At 42.4% G+C, this 19,165-nt stretch carries 17 protein-coding genes; 4 read left to right on the forward strand and 13 right to left on the reverse strand.

Translation table 11 applies throughout. The features are described from left to right. Positions 1-7 precede the first annotated feature (7 nt). From PQ477_RS05290 to PQ477_RS05330, 9 genes are all read right to left on the reverse strand, one after another. Positions 8-1,585: a response regulator transcription factor gene (locus tag PQ477_RS05290; RefSeq protein WP_274273090.1), complete on the reverse strand. Its 1,578-nt coding sequence runs from the start codon at positions 1,583-1,585 to the stop codon at positions 8-10. After that, positions 1,557-3,395, reverse strand: coding sequence for a cache domain-containing sensor histidine kinase (locus PQ477_RS05295; protein ID WP_274273091.1), 1,839 nt, complete (start codon positions 3,393-3,395; stop codon positions 1,557-1,559). The genes PQ477_RS05290 and PQ477_RS05295 overlap by 29 nt, the downstream gene beginning before the upstream one ends. A 90-nt stretch (positions 3,396-3,485) precedes the next feature. Then, on the reverse strand, positions 3,486-4,784 hold the full coding sequence (locus PQ477_RS05300) for an extracellular solute-binding protein (RefSeq protein WP_432813889.1): 1,299 nt from the start codon (positions 4,782-4,784) through the stop codon (positions 3,486-3,488). 327 nt (positions 4,785-5,111) lie between these two features. Beyond that, positions 5,112-6,398, reverse strand: a complete 1,287-nt coding sequence (locus PQ477_RS05305) for a sensor histidine kinase (RefSeq protein ID WP_274273093.1) — start codon at positions 6,396-6,398, stop codon at positions 5,112-5,114. 6 nt (positions 6,399-6,404) lie between these two features. Beyond that, the gene (locus tag PQ477_RS05310; protein WP_274273094.1) at positions 6,405-7,085 is read right to left on the reverse strand and encodes a response regulator transcription factor; all 681 of its coding nucleotides are present in this window, start codon (positions 7,083-7,085) and stop codon (positions 6,405-6,407) included. A 341-nt stretch (positions 7,086-7,426) separates the two neighbouring features. Then, positions 7,427-7,915 (reverse strand): hypothetical protein, encoded by a 489-nt coding sequence (locus tag PQ477_RS05315; protein ID WP_274273095.1) that lies wholly within the window; start codon positions 7,913-7,915, stop codon positions 7,427-7,429. A gap of 370 nt (positions 7,916-8,285) precedes the next feature. Continuing rightward, positions 8,286-8,453, reverse strand: a complete 168-nt coding sequence (locus PQ477_RS05320; protein ID WP_274273096.1) for a hypothetical protein — start codon at positions 8,451-8,453, stop codon at positions 8,286-8,288. Next, entirely contained in the window at positions 8,435-9,787 is a 1,353-nt protein-coding gene (locus PQ477_RS05325; protein WP_274273097.1) for a GntP family permease, read from the reverse strand. The genes PQ477_RS05320 and PQ477_RS05325 overlap by 19 nt, the downstream gene beginning before the upstream one ends. A gap of 46 nt (positions 9,788-9,833) precedes the next feature. Next, a complete protein-coding gene (locus tag PQ477_RS05330) occupies positions 9,834-10,970 on the reverse strand; it encodes a glycerate kinase (RefSeq protein WP_274273098.1) in 1,137 nt (378 codons plus the stop codon). Between the two features lie 280 nt (positions 10,971-11,250). Here PQ477_RS05330 and PQ477_RS05335 point away from each other — a divergent pair, with 280 nt between their 5' ends. The 3 genes from PQ477_RS05335 to PQ477_RS05345 are packed head-to-tail and all read left to right on the forward strand — an operon-like array spanning position 11,251 to position 13,379. Next, entirely contained in the window at positions 11,251-11,967 is a 717-nt protein-coding gene (locus PQ477_RS05335; RefSeq protein WP_274273099.1) for an SDR family NAD(P)-dependent oxidoreductase, read from the forward strand. Continuing rightward, positions 11,964-12,980, forward strand: a complete 1,017-nt coding sequence (locus tag PQ477_RS05340) for an S-adenosylmethionine:tRNA ribosyltransferase-isomerase (RefSeq protein WP_274273100.1) — start codon at positions 11,964-11,966, stop codon at positions 12,978-12,980. The genes PQ477_RS05335 and PQ477_RS05340 overlap by 4 nt, the downstream gene beginning before the upstream one ends. 15 nt (positions 12,981-12,995) lie before the next feature. Beyond that, positions 12,996-13,379, forward strand: coding sequence for a VOC family protein (locus PQ477_RS05345; RefSeq protein ID WP_274273101.1), 384 nt, complete (start codon positions 12,996-12,998; stop codon positions 13,377-13,379). Here the strand turns inward: PQ477_RS05345 and PQ477_RS05350 are convergent. The 3 genes from PQ477_RS05350 to PQ477_RS05360 all read right to left on the reverse strand — a co-directional run bounded on the left by PQ477_RS05350 (position 13,360) and on the right by PQ477_RS05360 (position 15,893). After that, positions 13,360-13,992: a response regulator gene (locus tag PQ477_RS05350; protein WP_095150883.1), complete on the reverse strand. Its 633-nt coding sequence runs from the start codon at positions 13,990-13,992 to the stop codon at positions 13,360-13,362. The genes PQ477_RS05345 and PQ477_RS05350 overlap by 20 nt on opposite strands. Beyond that, a complete protein-coding gene (locus tag PQ477_RS05355; protein WP_274273102.1) occupies positions 13,989-15,431 on the reverse strand; it encodes a GAF domain-containing sensor histidine kinase in 1,443 nt (480 codons plus the stop codon). The genes PQ477_RS05350 and PQ477_RS05355 overlap by 4 nt, the downstream gene beginning before the upstream one ends. 288 nt (positions 15,432-15,719) lie before the next feature. Continuing rightward, positions 15,720-15,893, reverse strand: a complete 174-nt coding sequence (locus tag PQ477_RS05360; RefSeq protein WP_274273103.1) for a hypothetical protein — start codon at positions 15,891-15,893, stop codon at positions 15,720-15,722. A 110-nt stretch (positions 15,894-16,003) separates the two neighbouring features. On the opposite strand from PQ477_RS05360, the gene PQ477_RS05365 reads away from it, so the two are divergent. Beyond that, a complete protein-coding gene (locus tag PQ477_RS05365) occupies positions 16,004-16,222 on the forward strand; it encodes a helix-turn-helix domain-containing protein (protein ID WP_274273104.1) in 219 nt (72 codons plus the stop codon). A gap of 77 nt (positions 16,223-16,299) precedes the next feature. Here the strand turns inward: PQ477_RS05365 and PQ477_RS05370 are convergent, their stop codons facing one another. After that, on the reverse strand, positions 16,300-19,107 hold the full coding sequence (locus tag PQ477_RS05370; RefSeq protein ID WP_274273105.1) for a triple tyrosine motif-containing protein: 2,808 nt from the start codon (positions 19,105-19,107) through the stop codon (positions 16,300-16,302). Positions 19,108-19,165 lie beyond the last annotated feature (58 nt).

Genomic DNA, 19,165 nt, shown 5'->3' on the forward strand with positions numbered 1-19,165 from the left:
CGAAAAGTTACGATTCTATCTGTTTTTCTCTTCTTTCTTGCGTTGCATTCATACGCCTATACTGAGTTGGCGTTAAACCAACCTGCTTTTTAAAGACTTGCACAAAGTATTTGTATTCTTTGTAGCCCACATATTCGGCAATCTCAAACACTTTATTGGACGTGTTCAGCAACAGCTCTACTGATTTTTGAATACGGAGACCATTAACATACTCTGAAAAACTTTGCCCCGTCTCCTTTTTAAACAGCATACTGAAATAATTAGGTGTAATAAAATGGCGCTCCGCCACTTCTGCTGCCCGCAAATCGTGCTGATAATGCTTATGAATATAGCGTTTCATTTTTTCAATCATCCAGTTGTTCTGTCCATCTTCTTTTAATTCGCCAAGTAAATCGATGAGATCGCGAAGAAAAAGCTGCTTCATAGCGGTAGGAGTGTTCCATTTACGTAGGTCCAGTTCCTCTTGTAACCGTAGCGCCACTCGATCAAAGGATTTGGCAGGAAATCGTTCTTGCAGCTTTCGTTTTAGCTCTTCTTCAAGACTCTGGCACGCTTCTACCATTTGGCTGAAAGACTGCCCTTTATCTAGTAACTTTGTCACCGTCTGATTTATACACGCTTCTAGCTGGCTTTCATCCCCTTTGAGGAGCGCTTCCCATAAACACAAACTGTGACTCTTCCAATCAACGGTTACTCTCTCATGCTCTCGACTTTCTATCAATAGGCCACACCCTTGACCACGCACAACATCAAGCAGGACAAGCCCTTCCTGGTAATGATCGTAGCATCCGGATAAAGACTGACCGATTGACGAACTGACCGCATGAATGGGGTAGGGACTCTGTTCCATAATGTCTTCCCATATCTCACGAAGCTTACCGCCTTCGAGCATGTCGGAATGATCACTATACACAAGGGTTAATAGCTCATTTTCATGACCATAAAGAGAAACGTGTTCCATACCGTAGGCACTACATCTCTTTTCGACAACATGTCGTACTTCCTCCTGTACACCCTCAAAAGCTTCGCTTGGCAAGGTATTCTGTAAATAAGCGTAACCAGATACCTCGTTAATCAGTAGCCGGAAACGACCCGTCCATGGTGCGTTTTTTTCCTTTATCCGCTCAGATAGAGGGGCGTGAAAAAGCCTATGACGAAGCTGTTGCGCCATCCAATCTTGAAGGAGACTATTTTTCCGCTCTTTGTGTGCCACAATCTTGTTCGTTACTCGTTTGACGAGCGCCATTAATTCGTCTACATCCACCGGTTTAAGTAAATAGTCTTCTATCCCTAGCCGAAGTGCTTGCCGTGCATAATCGAAGTGATCAAAACCACTAATAATGATCATCTTTGTATCTGGCTTTTCATGAACGATGTGCTCTGCCAACGCGAGCCCATCCATTTCAGGCATGGAAATATCCGTTAGAATCAAATCGAATGGTTGATGTGCTAGTTTTTCTAACGCTTGCTTTCCGTTAAACGCCATGTCTACCTCCTGCACGCCAAGGCTTTCCCAAGGAATCGTTTGAACGAGCCCTTGGCAAATCACTGGCTCATCATCTACAATTAGCATCCGTATGCTCATGATCGACATCCTCCTCGTGAACGAATCGTTTTTTCTCCGCTTCACTTTCTATGAATGGCATACGAATACGAATATGTGCCCCTTCATCCGTTTCCATTGCTGTTAGCCCGCAGGTGAAGCCAAAGGTTTTTATGAGACGTTGGTGTGTATTTCGTAAGGCGAAACCCTTCTCCCCATGATCTTGGTCATGTAATGCATGATTAAATGCGTTTACGTCCATATGAAGCCCGACGCCATTATCAAGCACATCAATGACAACAGACGCCCCCTCACGATAGGCTCGAATAGTGATGGCATTCGTCTGCTTTAGTTCTGTAAAACCATGTCGAAGGCTATTCTCCACTAGCGGCTGCAAAATAAGCTTTAACGTCAGGCTTCTTTCAATGCCTGCCTCCATAAAGACAGAGAATGTCAACTGATTGCCCAAGCGCCGTTTTTGCAGGTCTAGATAGCTTTGAACATACGCCAGTTCATCTTTGAGAGGGATACATAGTTTTCCTTGACTGAGGCTAATCCGAAATAACTTCGACAGATGCTCAATACTTTTTCCAGTCTCAAATGCGTTCTCCAGCCTTGCTGTCCAGCGAATCATGTCCAACGTATTGTATAAAAAGTGTGGGTTCATTTGGCTTTGTAACGCTTTTAATTCTGACTCTTTATTCTGAATTTCAAGTTTATATTTCGTCTCAATTAATCGCTGAATTTGACTAACGGCGTTATTAAAGCGAGATCCTAATTGTCCGATCTCATCTTGCGAACGCACTTTCACGCGTGCAGCAAAATCCCCTTCCTCAAGACGCTTTGTCTCTTTTGTTAACTCTGTAATGGGTTTGATGATGGTCAACATAAATCCAACAATGGCTACAAGACCAATCCCACCAGCCACAAGCATGATCATGTGCATTGTTTGCCGCATACCTTGAAATTCATTCAGAATAAACTCTTCTTTTACAGTTGAAATAAGGGATAAGTCTGTACCCGCAACGTATCGTACCACTGCATAATACACATCGCCATCTTCCTCATATTGAAAAAGTGTGGCTCCTTCTTGCACGTTCTTAACAACGTCTTGATTAGCGAACTGGTCCCCAACAAGATCGGCATTCCGATGAGAGAGCACGAGACCTTCTTCTTGCATCAAAATCATGTCATCATTTGGATGTAAATAGCCACTTGTGATGTGAAAAAATAACTCTCGTTCATCTAAACGAATACGTACATCACCAATCGGTTCAGTAATATCGTACAGATTATTAATGATCCGAAAAAGCGAGACGATCGTATACTCTCCTGTCTCCCAGCCGCTTCGTGTGAGTACATAAGGGTCTGTCCATACTGCCCTTCCAAGCTCACCTCTAGCCGCTTCTTCCCACTTCGTTTCATCCCCACTTATCCTTTCTCCAAGATGAAGTTGGGAGCCGTTCGTTCCTTCAATCTGCGCCGAGTGAAAGTACGGCTTATTATTCAGATGGAACGTAAAGAAGCCACGAATGTGATCCCTTAGCCGCTGCATCTCTTCCGGATTACTGCCATCGCCTTCAACAGGGAGGGTAAAGTATTGCCGAAATTCTTGGCTGTAGATAATGTAACTTGATAGCTCCTCTACTTCTTCCATGACCCCAAGCAAATTCGACTCAATATGGCGTAAATTTTGTTCATTCCGTTCAATGACTTGCTTTTCTAAAATGGAATTAGACTGATAGTAAACCAATAAGCTAATGGTTAATGCAGGAATAAGAATCAGTGACAATAAAATTAAAATCGACTTCCAGCGTAAACTCCAATGACGAAACGACACCCCATTTTTCATCGTAAGCGACAATCCCTTTATATGAGTAGTTGGAAAAGAGCAGTACGATTCTACTGAAGAATGGTCTGCTCTTTGTCTTTTACTATAGCATCATTGCGCGTTTACTGTATTTTGGATATTTTGCGCGGCCTCTTCTGGCGTTGATCGTCCAATCGTAATCGCTTGCAGCTCATTTTGCAGGACGTTGTTTACTGCCTGAGGAAGTACAGCATCATACACTGGTGCTGGCGGAGCTTCTTGAGAAAGTGCTAGCATATCTAAAAAGAGTGGATCAAGATCCGCATCTTCAGGCATATCGACTTCAGCAGCAACGACACGGCCTACACCAATTAGCTCTTGATAAAATCCTTCATCAAACATCCATTTTAAAAATGTCTCGGCTGCTTCTCGTTTTTCATCCGATAAGTCTGCATTCAGCGACCATGAATTCCCATAAACAGTGGAGATGGTTCCTGAATCCCCTAAAGGAAACGGAGCAATTCCAACATTCATGTCATCCGGTTTATTGGTCAAGATGCTAATCGCACCCCAGTTCCCGTCAATGACCATGGCAGAGCGCTCTTGTAAAAAGTATTCAATCATTTGGTTATCATCAATCGTGTTCAAATCTTCATTAAAGGCTTCCATTTCAACAAGCTCTTCTATCACCCCAAGAGCGTCAACGAAATCCGAATCTGTGAAGGATCGCTCTCCTTCAAGCACTTGTGGAATAAAATCATTGCCCGTAAACCGATTAGCAATTGTAGAAATGTAAACCGATTGTAGCACCCAAGAAGCAGAATTGCCTAAAGCAATAGGTGTCGTATCGTCTCCACGTAAATCCGTAATCAGTTCCTTAAACGCATCATACGTCTGCGGAAATTCATCATAGCCCAATTCTTCAAGCATATCGACATTATAAAAGACAAAGCTTGTTGGATTCTGAACAGAAGGAATGGCATATACCTCTCCATCAAACGTAAAATCGGCTAGGGCGTCTTCATTTAACAAACCATTGTCAGTCCAATTATCCACAATAGCGTTAAGAGAGCCTACTGCATTCCCATCGACAAGAGGTTGAAGTTCCGCTCCCGGCCACACTTGAAAAATGTCCGGCAGTTGTCCTCCTGCCGCTTGTGTATTTAACCGCGTCCTATAGTCAGCATGCGGTGTGGTTTCAATCTTTAATTGAATGTCATCGTGTTCTTCATTAAATTGTTCCACTCGATCCATCGTTAATTTAAAGTCATCTCGATCTGGGTTCGCTGAAGCCCAGAAGCTCAGCTCTACCGCATCACCATTCCCTGACCCATCTGCATCTTCTGTACTTCCACCGCAAGCTGCAAGCAGTGTCAACATCCCTATCGTTGCACCTGTATAGACGATTTTCCCGCCTTTTAATCGATTCAACAAGCTCACTCCCCCTTTTATGAAATCGCTTTCAATATGTATTATGACAGAATCCATTCGTTAAAAAAGTCCATAAAATTAATATAACATCTATAAATTTATCGACTTCCTTACGTACAAAAACCTCTTGTATGAGTTTGGGTACACTCACAGCAGAGGCTTTAAACAGTTATTAGAAATCGATCTTTCAAAAATGGTTTATACGACTTACACTTGTCTACATACACATGTAGGTTCCCTCTATTCAAAAACCCCATAAAGTTCTATTGTATAGTAAACAAAGAAAGTACCCGTTGAGGCACACTCTCAGAATCGCAGAAATGCGCATCATCCTCGAAAAACACAGGTAAATGTAGTCCATTTGCCTCCCTCGCTGCGAACAGCAATGCGACCTCCCATTAGTTCAACGGTACTCTTGGCAATCGACAAACCAAGACCAAAGCTACCGTCTTCGTGCTTGCGAGAAGCGTCTGCCCGATAGAAACGGTTAAAAATATACTGTAAATCTTCATCAGGAATGCCTGAACCCGTGTTGGAAATCTTCAATTGAATTTGTGACTTGATTTTGGTCAATGATACGTGAATGTTCCCGCCTTCATTTGCGTACTTCACTGCATTATCTAGCAAGATCATCAGTACATGTTGAACACCCTCCTCATCTCCTTTTAGTAGAATGTTCGCAGATATGTCGTGTGTAAATGTTATCTTTTTGGCGACGGCCGCAGCTTCGAATGGAGCTAAAACGTCACGAATCATCTGGCTGAAATCAAACGGTATTAAATTACGTTGATGATTCTTGTCCTCCAGCCTGGCCAGCCTCAACAAGTCATGGATTAAGTATGTCATACGATCAATTCCTTTTTGCATGTAACCCATCCACTTTAATTGGCTTTCTATCGTTTCTTGTTGATTTTCAAACAGAACCCCAAGGTTGGCATTCATTATGGAGAGAGGCGTTTTCAATTCATGTGAGGCGTCGGATACAAATTGTTTCTGTTTTTCCCATGCTTCTTGTAATGGACGGATCGCACGATTCGCAAAAACATAGCTGATGAGAAAAAGTACGATCAATACACCACCGCCTACAGCCAATAGTGTATTTCTTAATCGTGTTAAAGAGGAATAACTGTCTGTCACATCTAGAAATGTGAGTTTACTCCGTACTTCCGTCTGGTTCTCCACATTCTTATCAGGCACAACAGGTATGTTCTTAAAACGCCATTGCCTCCCTTGCCAACTGACAGGATGACGGCTATTTTTTTGATATAGAGCTTGCTCAGCGACTTGTTCGTATTCATGATCCGATAAATCGAATGTGGAATCAACGGCTACAATGCGGCCATTCACATCCATGTCCAGACTGAACATTTCAGAGGTTTGAACCATAATGGAGTCGTTGGAAGGTTGAGTATCAGATACATCTAATTCAATATCGACAATGCCTTCCTCATCAAGGGAAAAATCAACGGATGGCAACATGTTTAACTTGCTGTCGATGTCAGAGAAAACCTTACTGGCCGTACTCCAATAAATCGTCATGAACGCTGTGATAATTAAAATTCCTGTAACGAACAGATTAAACCATAACATGGAATTCCGTAGCTTAGAAAACAAATTGAATCATTCCTTTTCGTTGCGCAACACATACCCGACATGACGAATCGTTCGAATTAAAGTCTGTGTGTGAAGTTGAGCTAATTTCTTTCGCAATAATGAAATATGAATTTCTACACGATTGCCTTCCGCTTCTGTATCGTAGCCCCAAAGTTTTTCAATGAGGTTCTCCTTGGACACAATACGAGGACTATTCTTAATCAGCATCTCCAGGATCTGAGCCTCTTTCAGAGACAGTGAGATCTCATGACCTGAACAAGAACACTTGAGTGTCTGCGGATCTAGTTTTAGATCTCCAAAGGTCAGAACGCCCCCCTCTATCCACTCCGCCTTCCGTCTTCCTAAAGCACGTATACGCGCCAATAATTCTCCGGGATGAAAAGGTTTCGCCAAATAATCATCAGCTCCAGCATCTAGGCCTTGTATTTTTTCTTCTGGTGCATCTCTAGCCGTCAGAAGAATGATAGGAATCGTAATCCTCTCTTCTCGAAGCGTTCGCAGCACCTCAATCCCATTCACTTTAGGCAACATTATATCCAAAACGATCAGATCATAAATACCAGTAAGCGCGCAATCTATTCCGTACTCACCATCTTGCGCCAAATCGACACTGTAATGATGTTTCCTAAGTATTTGCATTATGGCTTCTGCCATATAAAATTCATCTTCTATCATCAGCACACGCATTGTTTTCATTCCTTTATTATTGATCCTTATCGTTATTATAGACCGTTTCCGTTGACAATCCCATTCCGTCTCTTTCCACTATCCGTAATAAGGATGAAGAGGCTGCAAAAGCAGCCTCTTCATTTTGATTTAGGAGTGCTGACTATCTCAATAACGCTCCCGGAAATTCGCCTAATTTGATTAGCGTTTTAATAAGGTTTTCTGCCATTCAACGAGCAGCATCCTCTGACTCCACGTTTAGAAGTAACGTTGCCTCTTCTCCAATTTCAAATTCCCCGGGAATATCTAGAACTCCCTCACCTTTACTCGAAAAACCTGTGGGAACGTCCTCACTCCAGGTTTTACCATTGTCTGTGGTAATATGTCTTGCCGTCCTCTCGAGTTTCTACTGTAAGGTCGTTTTCAACCTCGGAAATCGGAGTCGATTCTTCCTGACTTGTCGGTGCGGTATTTTTCCCTTCCGATGCAAAAGCAGCATCTTCTGACTCCACGTTTAGAAGTAACGTTGCCTCTTCTCCAATTTCAAATTCCTCTGGAATGTCTAGAACTCCCTCACCTTCACTCGAAAAACCAACAGGAACGTCCTCACTCCAGGTTTTACCATTGTCTGTGGAGTAATATGTCTTGCCGTCCTCCCGAGTTTCTACTGTAAGGTCGTTTTCAACCTCGGAAATCGGAGTCGATTCTTCCTGGTCCGTCGGTGCGGCATTTTTCCCTTCCGATGCAAAAGCAGCACTCGTACCTAATGTCGCAAGCAAAGCGGTCGTCGCTATCACTTTTACCGTTTTCCCCTTAAATAAGCCTTCATCATTTTTCTTCATCATTCCCATGTTAAACTCCTCCAATACTTTATTTTGCAAGCAGCTGTCTTACAAATCACACTATATCAGTGGCAGCTTTAGCGAACCTTTAGTTGCTTCAGAAAAAGAAAAACAAGCCCGGCGTCCGTTTAACCAGGGAATTTTCAAAAAAACGAATCCTCCTTAGAGTAGCGAGATCCGGCTTTCATATTCCAAACTAGCGTATAATTTTATTTATGACATGGTATTATGTTCTCTTCTACCCTCTGGTTCTTCATAGACCGAAAAATGGTTTACTACGCAGGAGGTAACACTTTTATCATCTAAGTTTCCTTAATGGCCTTCTACTTCAGTTTTAACAAATGTACTCGTTAAATAAGGTTCTTACCAGTAGACTTTATTACTCCCCACCTTGTGTCACGACTAACTCAGCCACAGGTGAAAAGACAGCATGTATTCCTGCAGCAGCTGTTCGCAATATGAAATCTTCTTGATTGACGATGCCAAAGAAAAGACAGCAGACCACTCGTGTCTGCTGTCTTTCATTTGTTATACCAGAATGGCCCATAGAATCATCGTTACTATAATGGTCACGATGCCTTGTAGTAAGGTTGCCATTGTTTGCGCTTTATACGCATCATTGACTTTCATCCCGGTAAATTGTGCAACCACCCAGAAATAACTATCATTCACATGAGAGACGGTCATCGCTCCTGCACCTACCGCCATTACGACAAGCGCTAATGGAATCGCCCCTTCAATTCCCATAATTGGTAGCATCGGTGCAATTAACGATGACGTAATCACAAGGGATGTCGTTGATGAACCTTGGGCTGTTTTTAACGCAGCCGCTAGTAGGAATGGTACAAGCAAGAACATGGCTCCTGTGAATATACCGCTAATGTCCCAGCCTTGAATGATGTCTTCCACACCTGAATTTCGGATAACAGTACCAAAAGAACCACCGACACCTGTTATTAACAGAATAGGTGCAGCATCCTTCAGCGCTTGGCCCATCCAGCCTGTTAGGGTTTCTTCATTAAACGCCGGCAAGAGTGGTAACGCTGCCACGACACCGATTAATAAAGCAATAACCGGTTTTCCTAAGAACATAAGGAAGTTCGCAAAGCCACCTTCCACGCCCAAAACCGCAATAATAGAGCCAAGGCCAATTAAAACAATTGGCAGTAAGATGGGGAGAAATGCTGAAAACGTCGAAGGCATTTTCCCGAAGGACGCAACGACTTTATCATAATCAAACTCTTCTCCTGCTGCTGTCACATCTTCTGGCACTTCAATTTTTGTTGCAACTTTAATAGACCAGAGATAACCGACGAATGTAGCAGGAACCGCTACGATTAATCCGATAAAGATCACAGTGCCTAAATAGGCGTCTGCTCCAATGTTCCCAGCCGCGGCAATCGGACCAGGTGTAGGAGGAACAAGGGTATGTGTAGCATATAAACCTGTTGCCAGGGCAACAGACATTGACGCCATTGACACCTTCGCTCGTTTTGATAGCGCTTTCCTTAAACTGTTTAAAATAATAAAGCCTGAATCACAAAATACAGGAATTGATACAATGAACCCAATAATGCTCATCGCTAGCTGAGGATGCTTCGGTCCAACGATTCGAAGAACGACTTCTGCCATTCGATAAGCGGCACCAGCCTTTTCTAAAATAACCCCAATAATTGTACCGAAGACAATGACGAGACCGATACTCATCATCAAGTTCCCAAAGCCAGTGTTCATGCTTTCAACAATTAGATCAAAGGACATACCTGACGCAAAACCAACAAATAAGGTACCGAGTAATAAGGATAAAAACGGATGTACTTTAAATTTAGATGTAGCGATGATAATAAGTAAAACACCAATTGCAATAATAAGGAATAGCATGGTAATCCCCCTTTTTGAGCAGGCATTCACGCCTGCTCATGTGTCGTTAATCTCGAAACGCAAAAAATGTTCGCACGACTTGTTCAGTAGTCAGTGCTAGATATTCACTGCACCCCTCCATTGCTTGCTCTAAATTCATAGGTCCTTTCACAATACTGAATACACTTGTGATCCCGTATTGATACAGCTCTTCAATTCCTTCGCCAACAGACCCTGCAATGGCAACGACCGGAATACCTTGCTTTTTCGCCGCTTCCGCTACACCCATCGGCGTCTTTCCAGAAGCGGTTTGATCATCAATTTTCCCTTCTCCTGTTAACACGAGATCAGCGCCTACAAGCTTCTTTTCTAAATGCGTATGCTCGATGACAAGATCAATGCCTCTTCTCATGGAAGAAGGAAAAAATGCCTGAAACGCTCCGCCTATTCCACCAGCTGCACCTGCACCAGCTTGATCATGGAGACGAATTCCTGTCTGTTTCTCAATTAAATCCGCCCATGTGGTTAACCCACGATCCAGTTCCTCCACCATTTCTTGGGTCGCCCCTTTTTGAGGGCCAAACACAGCCGATGCTCCAGTCGGACCAACGAACGGATTTTGAACATCAGATGCAATTAAAAAGGTAGACTCGCGAATACGCTTGTCAAACAAAGCATCATCAATGGCCGTAATCTGACCAACCGCTTCTCCACCGTATCCCACAGATTCGCCATGCTCATCGAGAAGCTTCATTCCTAGTGCTTGTAGCATGCCAGTGCCGCCATCATTCGTGGCACTTCCACCAATCGCTAAAACAAACGAACGATACCCTGCATCCAATGCCGCTTTAATGAGCTCTCCAGTCCCTAGAGTCGTCGTCACCATCGGATTACGCTCATGAGCCGGAATTAACACAAGCCCTGACGCACTTGCCATTTCGATTACACACGTCTTCCCATCACCAAGAACGCCATATTCTGCGGTAACCGCCTTACGAGTCGGTCCTTTCACTTGAACTTCAACTTTTTTTCCTTCTGTTGCTGTAACGAGGCTATCCATCGTGCCTTCCCCACCATCTGCAACAGGAACGGAGACGACTTCAGCATTTGGAAGCGCTTTCGATATGGCCTGCTTCATGACAGCCGCTACGTCAACAGCCGATAAACTGCCTTTAAAAGAATCTGGCGCAATCACGATTTTCATGTTGTAACCACCTTACGTCATTCTTATAAAGATGATTATAATCTGAATATACACTTTTTACATCGTGCGGAATGTACAAAATTATTCTCTTAAAATCCTTTATTTTCATACGAACCTTACAAACCGAGTTCGTACACTCAAAAATAACTCTTCCCCCTCTACGACTTTTGTCTGAGCACCGATCAGTCAAATCGATGAGCATGCTCTCCCTCTTATCAACGATTCAAATCGTTTCTTTCTTTCGTACACTAAAAGCAACAACACAAAGGAGTGAAGCTAAATGAAAGACGTTATGGTGATTACAGGAGCATCAAGAGGGCTTGGAAAAGCACTAACCCTTCATTATGCGAAACAAGGGTATCGATTAGGAATCTGTGCTCGAAACGAAGAAGAGGTGATGAAGGTAAAAGAAGAAGCGATTGCTTTAGGAGCGGAAGTCGTGGCGGTTCGTGCTGATGTCGCGAACGCAAAGGATGTGGATCGGTTTGTGTCTGTCGTTGAAGCCACGTTCGGAACAATTGATATTTTACTGAACAATGCGTCGATCTTTGGTCCAGGACCACAGCTACTAGCTGATTACGATGAACACATGTTTCAAGACGTGCTTCACACGAATGTACTCAACCCATTTCTAATGACAAAACGAAGCCTTGCGACCATGTTAACAAATGACCGTGGGCTGATCATTTCCATTACGTCTGCTGCTGGTCAGACCGGGTTTGCTGAATGGGGTGCGTACGGGGTATCTAAGTTTGCAGTGGAAGGTTTGATGCAAACATGGGCAGATGAACTATCAGAAACCGAGACAGAGGTTTGTTTAGTTGATCCTGGTGAAATGAATACTGCCATGCACGACATTGCCGTTCCCAATTGCGATTATCCTTTACTAGAACCAGAAGAGCTGTTGCCGCTATTTGATCACATCATCCAACATCGTGGCACAGTCAACGGAAAGCGGTTTGACATTGATTCGTTCTTAGAGGAGGCAGGGCAATGACCAATCTTGTTTCGTTCCATGAGGCATTCTCGTTGCCAGCGCATCTTCACGCCAATACGCCTGCTGAGCATCGTGGAAACGATCGTTCCGACGTGAAGCTCCTTCATACCGAGCGGAAGAGCGGACGCATTCAAGACCACACGTTAACCGACCTCACTGAGCTCTTACAGCCGAATGATCTGCTTCTCTTCAATCGCAGCCGAACGATTCCAGCTCAGCTCGTAAGTGAAACCGACAACGTAACCGTTCGATTAGCTCGACAACTAACCGAAACCAGTTGGGAAGCACTCATTCTTGGTAAAGACAAGACTGTGGTTCAACTTCAAGACGGAGTGACGCTTCATGTTCAAGGAGATGGCAGTGAAGCCCCGTTAAAGCGTGTGACCTTTCATGGCCTGCACGAACCGGTTCTGTCGTTTCTCCATAAATACGGGGAGCCGATTCGGTATGAATACATCAACACCCCTTGGTCATTGGAGTCATACCAAACCGTATTTGCGTCTGTGCCTGGTTCCATTGAAATGCCTTCAGCTGGGCGAGCCTTTTCGTGGAAGCTGATTCATCAATTAAAACAAAACCATATTCAAGTGGGCTTCCTTACGCTGCATGCAGGCATTAGTTACTACGAAGACAACCAATGGCCAGACCCTTTGCATCACCCTGAGGCTTATATGATTCCAGCAGAAACGATTACAGCGATTCATGAAGCCAAAGCACGCGGGGGACGAATCATCGCAGTCGGCACAACGGTGGTGCGCGCAGTCGAATCGTATGCAAAAAACAAGCATTCACATCAAGGAGCTTGGAAGGACACAACCAATTTGTTCATTCAACGAGAAACGCCCTTACAGCTCGTAGATGGGTTGCTTTCCGGCTTACACGAACCACACTCTAGTCATCTCGAATTATTACGCGCGTTTTTGCCCGATGACGCACTACTGTCAAGCTACCAGCACGCCTTACAAAACAACTACCTCTGGCATGAATTTGGCGATGTCCACCTCATGCTGTAAAAAGGAGGCAACACCATGTTCACAACACATCACATTGGCATAAACGTACACGACCTAGAAGAAACGCTTTCCTTTTACAAACGCTTGCTTGACGCTACGCTAGTCGAACGAATGGCATTAAACGGCGAAGTGCTTGCGTTTATCCGAATTGGCAAAACCTTGATCGAACTCGTCGATTCAGGGCAAGACAAAGAGGAGGATTCATCCGCCTCCTCCATCCATCTTGCTTTTCAAACAAACAACCTCACAGACGCCATCGATCGCTTTCAAGCCCAACAGATAAAGCTAGAAGAAGGCCCCTATCATCTAGAAAACGGCTGGAAAGCGGTATACTTCCGGGGCATCAACAACGAATTAATTGAACTGATTGAATGCCCATCTACAAAAGACTATGCTTAACCGCAAACAAAGCCGCCTGTGTCCGGTCGCTGACGTGCAGCTTGGAAAACACATGAGATAGATGGGTTTTCACCGTTTTTTCTGTAATCCCTAACCGATCGGCAATTTCTTTATTGCTATAGCCTGAAGCAATCTCCACGAGCACTTCCCGCTCTCGTTTCGTTAGGAGTTCGATTGCCTGCTCTTCCTCAGACATTGGCGTCGCAATCCGGTTGAGCACGAATTTCGTTACTTTATCATGCAGCTTATTTTCACCGTTTAAGACCGCACGCATCGTTTCCACTAATTGTTCTGGATCGATGTCTTTTAACTGATAACCATCTGCACCAGCCTGTAAAGCCGGAATCACATGATCCTTATCAGAAAACGAGCTCAACACTAAGATCTTCACATGAGGATAGAGAGCTTTTATCTGGTTCGTCGCTTCCATGCCATTTAATTTCGGCATAAACAAATCCATTAAAATCAAATCAGGCTGAACGGTTTTCAGCTTCTGGAGTGCCTCTTCCCCATTATTTGCCTCACCGACAATCTCCATATCTTCGATGGTATTCAAATAAAACACTAACCCTTTTCGGACAACCGTATGATCGTCCACAATCATCACCTTCATACGTTGTCCCCTTGTACTAGCGGTATGCTTATATTCACGGTCGTGCCTTGATGCCGCGCAGACACAATCGTTACCGTACCGCCCATTTCCTGTACACGTTCCTTTATATTCACGAAACCCATTCCTTTTCTCACAGTGTCGGGATCAAACCCGATCCCTTGATCGACGATCTGTACCGTTACCGCTTCACTACCAAACATCAGACGGACCACTACATCCTTTGTCTTCGCATGCTTCTGGCAGTTGTTTAACCCCTCTTGTATCAAACGCCACACGCACACTTCCAATGGCTCAGCGATTTTCTTTAATCCTTCTACTTCTACTACAACAGTTAAGCCAATTAAACGCGCATACGCTTCAACCTTTGCCGCAAGCCCAGACTCCAACCCTTCTGGACGAAGCTGTTTAATTAACTCTTTTAATTCCACAAGAGCTTGATTGCCGAGCTCATGAACATGGGCAACCGTCGCTTTCACGTCCCCATCCTCTAACTGCCGCTCTAACCCTTTCGCATGCAAGATCAGGGAAAATAACAATTGATTCACACTGTCATGCAAGTCCCGAGCAAGGCGATTCCGTTCCTCACGCCGCCATAGCTGTTGTTGCTGCCGATTCAACTCAAACTGCTTCAATTGCAGGGAAATATGTGTTAGCACCTCATACAGCACCGACTCGACCCCAGCCGATAACCCTTCATCATACACACACAGCTCAAGCAGATGCTGGTCAAACGGCAAGCGTATCGTCTTGCTCGCATCCCCTTCTTCCCCAGAGAACGTCGACCACTCATTGTAGAAAAACCGAACGCCCTTCCATCCAAAAAACGCCTGTAAAGTCTCCCCAACCGTTGCCAAATAATCGTCCTCGTTCGCCACATCCCGTTGAAAAGCGAGATACTTTCCAAGCTGAGAAAGCAAAGCCGTCTGCTTCTGTTCCTCAATATACGCATTCAACCGCTTAATCGTTGCTCCAATTTGATACGCCACCGTTTCAAACAATTCCAATTCATTCCGGGAAAACGTATCAATAGACGGCGACGCGATATTGATTAACCCAAGAGACTCGCTTCCCGCTTTAATGGGGATCGTCGCATGCCGAGACAGACCCCCTGTATCGCCCCAGTCGTTCTCTACAGCAAGCTTTAATCGCTTACAATTCATAATATTAATCGGTTCATGAAGCTCCCCGTTGTTGTATTTATTCACACAATAACAGCTACCCTCTTTAAGAGGCGCGCACGTTTGGTGCATCAACCCTACCGGCAACCCTACTTGAGCCACCAATCGCTGCTTCCCTTGTGGCGATACAAGAAAGATCCAGCCCGTTTTAAGCCCAGTCGTTTCAAGAAGAGAGACTAATACCGCTTGTAAAATGTCTTCAATTCGTTCCCCTTCATTTAACGTTTTCGCAATTTCTTTTAACGTCTCGATACTGTTCATTTGTAACTCCTGTGATGGTGTGTCTTTCATTTAGTTTAGCATGAGAGGGGTTGAGGTGGGAGATAAAGTGGTTGGGGAAAAAGCATGGTTAAATAAGCAATACACATTATACGTACTCATTGTACATATTGCCTTAGTGAGATGATATACTAAAAACACTATCAATAGAACGATAGAGAGGCGCTTATTATGTGAGGTAGGGGTGTGTCGAGTATTTTTGCAAAAAGCTTAATAGATACAAGTAGGTATCGGAGTCTTTTTGTGATTTAAAACATTAGACATAAATACTTACGAGGTCGTAATGTTTTGCTGAATGTCTTCATCCATAGCATCAATCTTCTTAACAGTCGCTAACACTTGCTGAAACAATTCTTTACTATTCTGGGTTTCAAGCACATGGGCATGATGCAACAACTCCATCTTTATTTCAGCTAAAACGAGACGAGAATAGATTGCAGACATAAGAAGACCTCCAACATTAAAAATAACGACAGATGAACAAACTGTACGCAACTGATTAATTTCACTATATACGAACAAACTGTACATGTCAATACAAAAGGAGTTTGCAAATGGCTAATTTTCAAGAACGCTTAAAAGCCTTAAAAAACGAATCATCGACAAGTTATCAAGAGTTAGCAGAATACCTGGGGATTAGTTTAAGAGCTGTGCAACATTACGCAAGTGGCGCACGCACTCCTGATTTAGAGGGTTTAATTAAAATTGCAGATTTTTATGAGGTATCGCTGGATTATTTAGTAGGGAGAAGTAATGAGAGGGAGAGAAGCTAATTTCTTATCGATATAAGATTTCATAATAATAAAAAACACGGATGGAATTTCCATCCGTGTTTTTAAGATACAAAAAATTAATTTTCATTCAATTCATTATTACCGTTAAAATCCTCTTCTACCTTGCCCTCATCAATTAGCTTTATTTCTTCATCTTCATCCACATTGGATTCAACTTCCTCTAATAAAGGTGCATCTTCTTCAATAACTTCTTCTACACTTTCATTGATTGGATCGTCAGAAATTGCCTCATCCTCTTCTTTAATGTCTTGTTCTTCAATCTTCACTGAGTCTTTCGTGTAAACACTTTCTGTAAAGATATATTCCACTGATGCTCTAGCTTCATTAAATAACCCTGGTCCAGTAGAAAGTCTATCTTTCGCATGGACGATAACTTCATATCTCCCCTGTTTTACCGGCGTCCAAGTAATAGTTTTGTTCTCACTGTATTCTTGAATTGTTGTTAACTTACCAGTTTGATCACGCACGATAAAGCGATATTCAGTTTGGCTACTCCCTGATGCTTCAGCAGTAAAAATTACTTCTGTACCTACTTGTTGATTCTTATCCTTATTACCACTTAAAACGACACTTTTTACAGTTTCTTTTTCAACAAAATTATAGATTACTGAAGATCTTGCTTCATGAAATGTACCTGTCCCACTTGAGAACTTGTCTTTAGCATGAACAATTACTTCATAACGACCTGGCTCACTCGGACTCCAAATCACTGTACTTTTATTACTGTATTCTTGAATTGTTGTTAATTTACCAGTTCGATCCCTTACAATGAAGCGATATTCTGCATTACGACTTCCTTTTGATTTTGCTTCAAAATTAACGTTGGTTCCGATTCTTTGTATATCTTTAAGGTCACCCAGAATACTAACTTCACTAACCGTTTCTTTATCAGTAAAACTCACTTTCATAGAAGCTCTAGCTTCATGGAATGTACTATGACCAGTTGAATATTTATCTTTGGCATGCACTACAATTTCATATTGCCCAGACTTGTCTGGCGACCAAGAGATTTTATTGTTGTTACTATACTCTTGTAAAGTAGTTAGCTTTCCAGACTGTTCACGAACAATAAAACGATATTCTGCATTGTGGCTTCCTGAAGAACTTGCATTAAAAGTAACTTTACTCCCGACTGGCATATCACTAGTATGATTACTATCGAGGTCTACTCCTGTTACTGTTTCATGTTCAACAACTTTAATTTTAAGAGAATCACGAGCATCATTAAATGTTCCTGTTTTTTGTCCAAATCGATCTTTAGCATGAACAATAAGTTCATATTCACCAGGGGTATCTGGCACCCAATTCAAAGTTGGATTACTTTTGTAATCCGATAAAGTAGTCACTTTCCCCTTCTGATCACGTAGCATATATCTATATTCAGAATTCAAACTTCCAGTGGACGAAGCAGTAAACCTTATAGATGAACCCACTCTAACAGCCTCTTTTTGATTACTATCGAGGGAAACAGAATTAACTATTTCTCTATTAATTGTAAATCTGAAAGAATCCCTTGCTTCATGGAATAAACCTTCTCCAGTTGCATTCTTATCTTTTCCATGTACAATAAGCTCGTATTCACCTGGAATAACAGGCGTCCAATTAGCGATTGATTCCGAACTGTAATCTTTTAGAGTTTGTAACCTACCATCTTTATCTCTAATTAAGAAACGATACTCGGCGTTTCTGCTACCTTCAGATATTGCTTCAAAATTAATAGTATTATTATTCGTAAATGAATTAATGTGTTTATTTAATAAAAGTACACTTCTAACAGTAGGTTTACCTACTGTAAAATTGACATTAAAATCTATTCCACTACGATAAAATTTTTGGTTTCCTGCTTTATCTTCAACGGAAATCGCTTCTACATACCATTCTCCCATTTCAGCGTATTCACTAACCTCAAACTCTGCTCTCCAATTATCATTTTCTTGGTATTTAGCTATAGAACTTTCTTGCTGTTTTCCTGAAATACTCCTTACATGTGCAATTACTGTTTCCACTCCAGAAATGTCGTCAGTTATTTTCATTTTGACAGCGTTTCGCTCTCCTGCTTGCATCTCGCTTCTTTCAATATCAGTTGTATGTAGTGTTGGTGGCGTTACATCTGAATGAACATTTTCTACGTTAAATCTCACATTAAAGTCTATTCCATTACGATAAAATTTCTGGTTTCCTGCTTTATCTTCAACGGAAATCGCTTCTACATACCATTCTCCCATTTCAGCGTATTCACTAACCTCAAACTCTGCTCTCCAATTATCATTCTCTTGGTATTTAGCTATAGAACTTTCTTGCTGTTTTCCTGAAATACTCCTTACATGTGCAATTACTGTTTTCACTCCAGAAATGTCGTCAGTTATTTTCATTTTGACAGCGTTTCGCTCTCCTGCTTGCATTTCGCTTCTTTCAATCACAGTTGTATGTAGTGTTGGTGGCGTTACATCTGAATAAACATTTTCTACGTTAAATCTCACATTAAAGTCTATTCCACTACGATAAAATTTTTGATTTCCTGCTTTATCTTCAACGGAAATTGCATCTACATACCATTCTCCCGTTTCAGCATATTCACTAACCTCAAACTCTGCTCTCCAATTATCATTCTCTTGGTATTTAGCTATAGAACTTTCTTGCTGTTTTCCTGAAATACTTCTTACATGTGCAATTACTGTTTCCACTCCAGAAATGTCGTCAGTTATTTTCATTATGACAGCGTTTCGCTCTCCTGCTTGCATTTTGCTTTTTTCGATACCAACTGTATGAAGTTTAGGTGGTGTTATATCACTAAAAGCTAGTGATTGCGGAGCCAAAAATAAAAATAATAAAAAAATAACCAATAATGAACAAATTTTCTTCATCTTTTTCCCCTCTCTTAATCATAGTTCTACTTTACTATTATAGTAAGTTTCTTCTCTA

It is taken from the genome of Shouchella hunanensis, assembly GCF_028735875.1.
Lineage (GTDB): Bacteria > Bacillota > Bacilli > Bacillales > Bacillaceae_D > Shouchella > Shouchella hunanensis.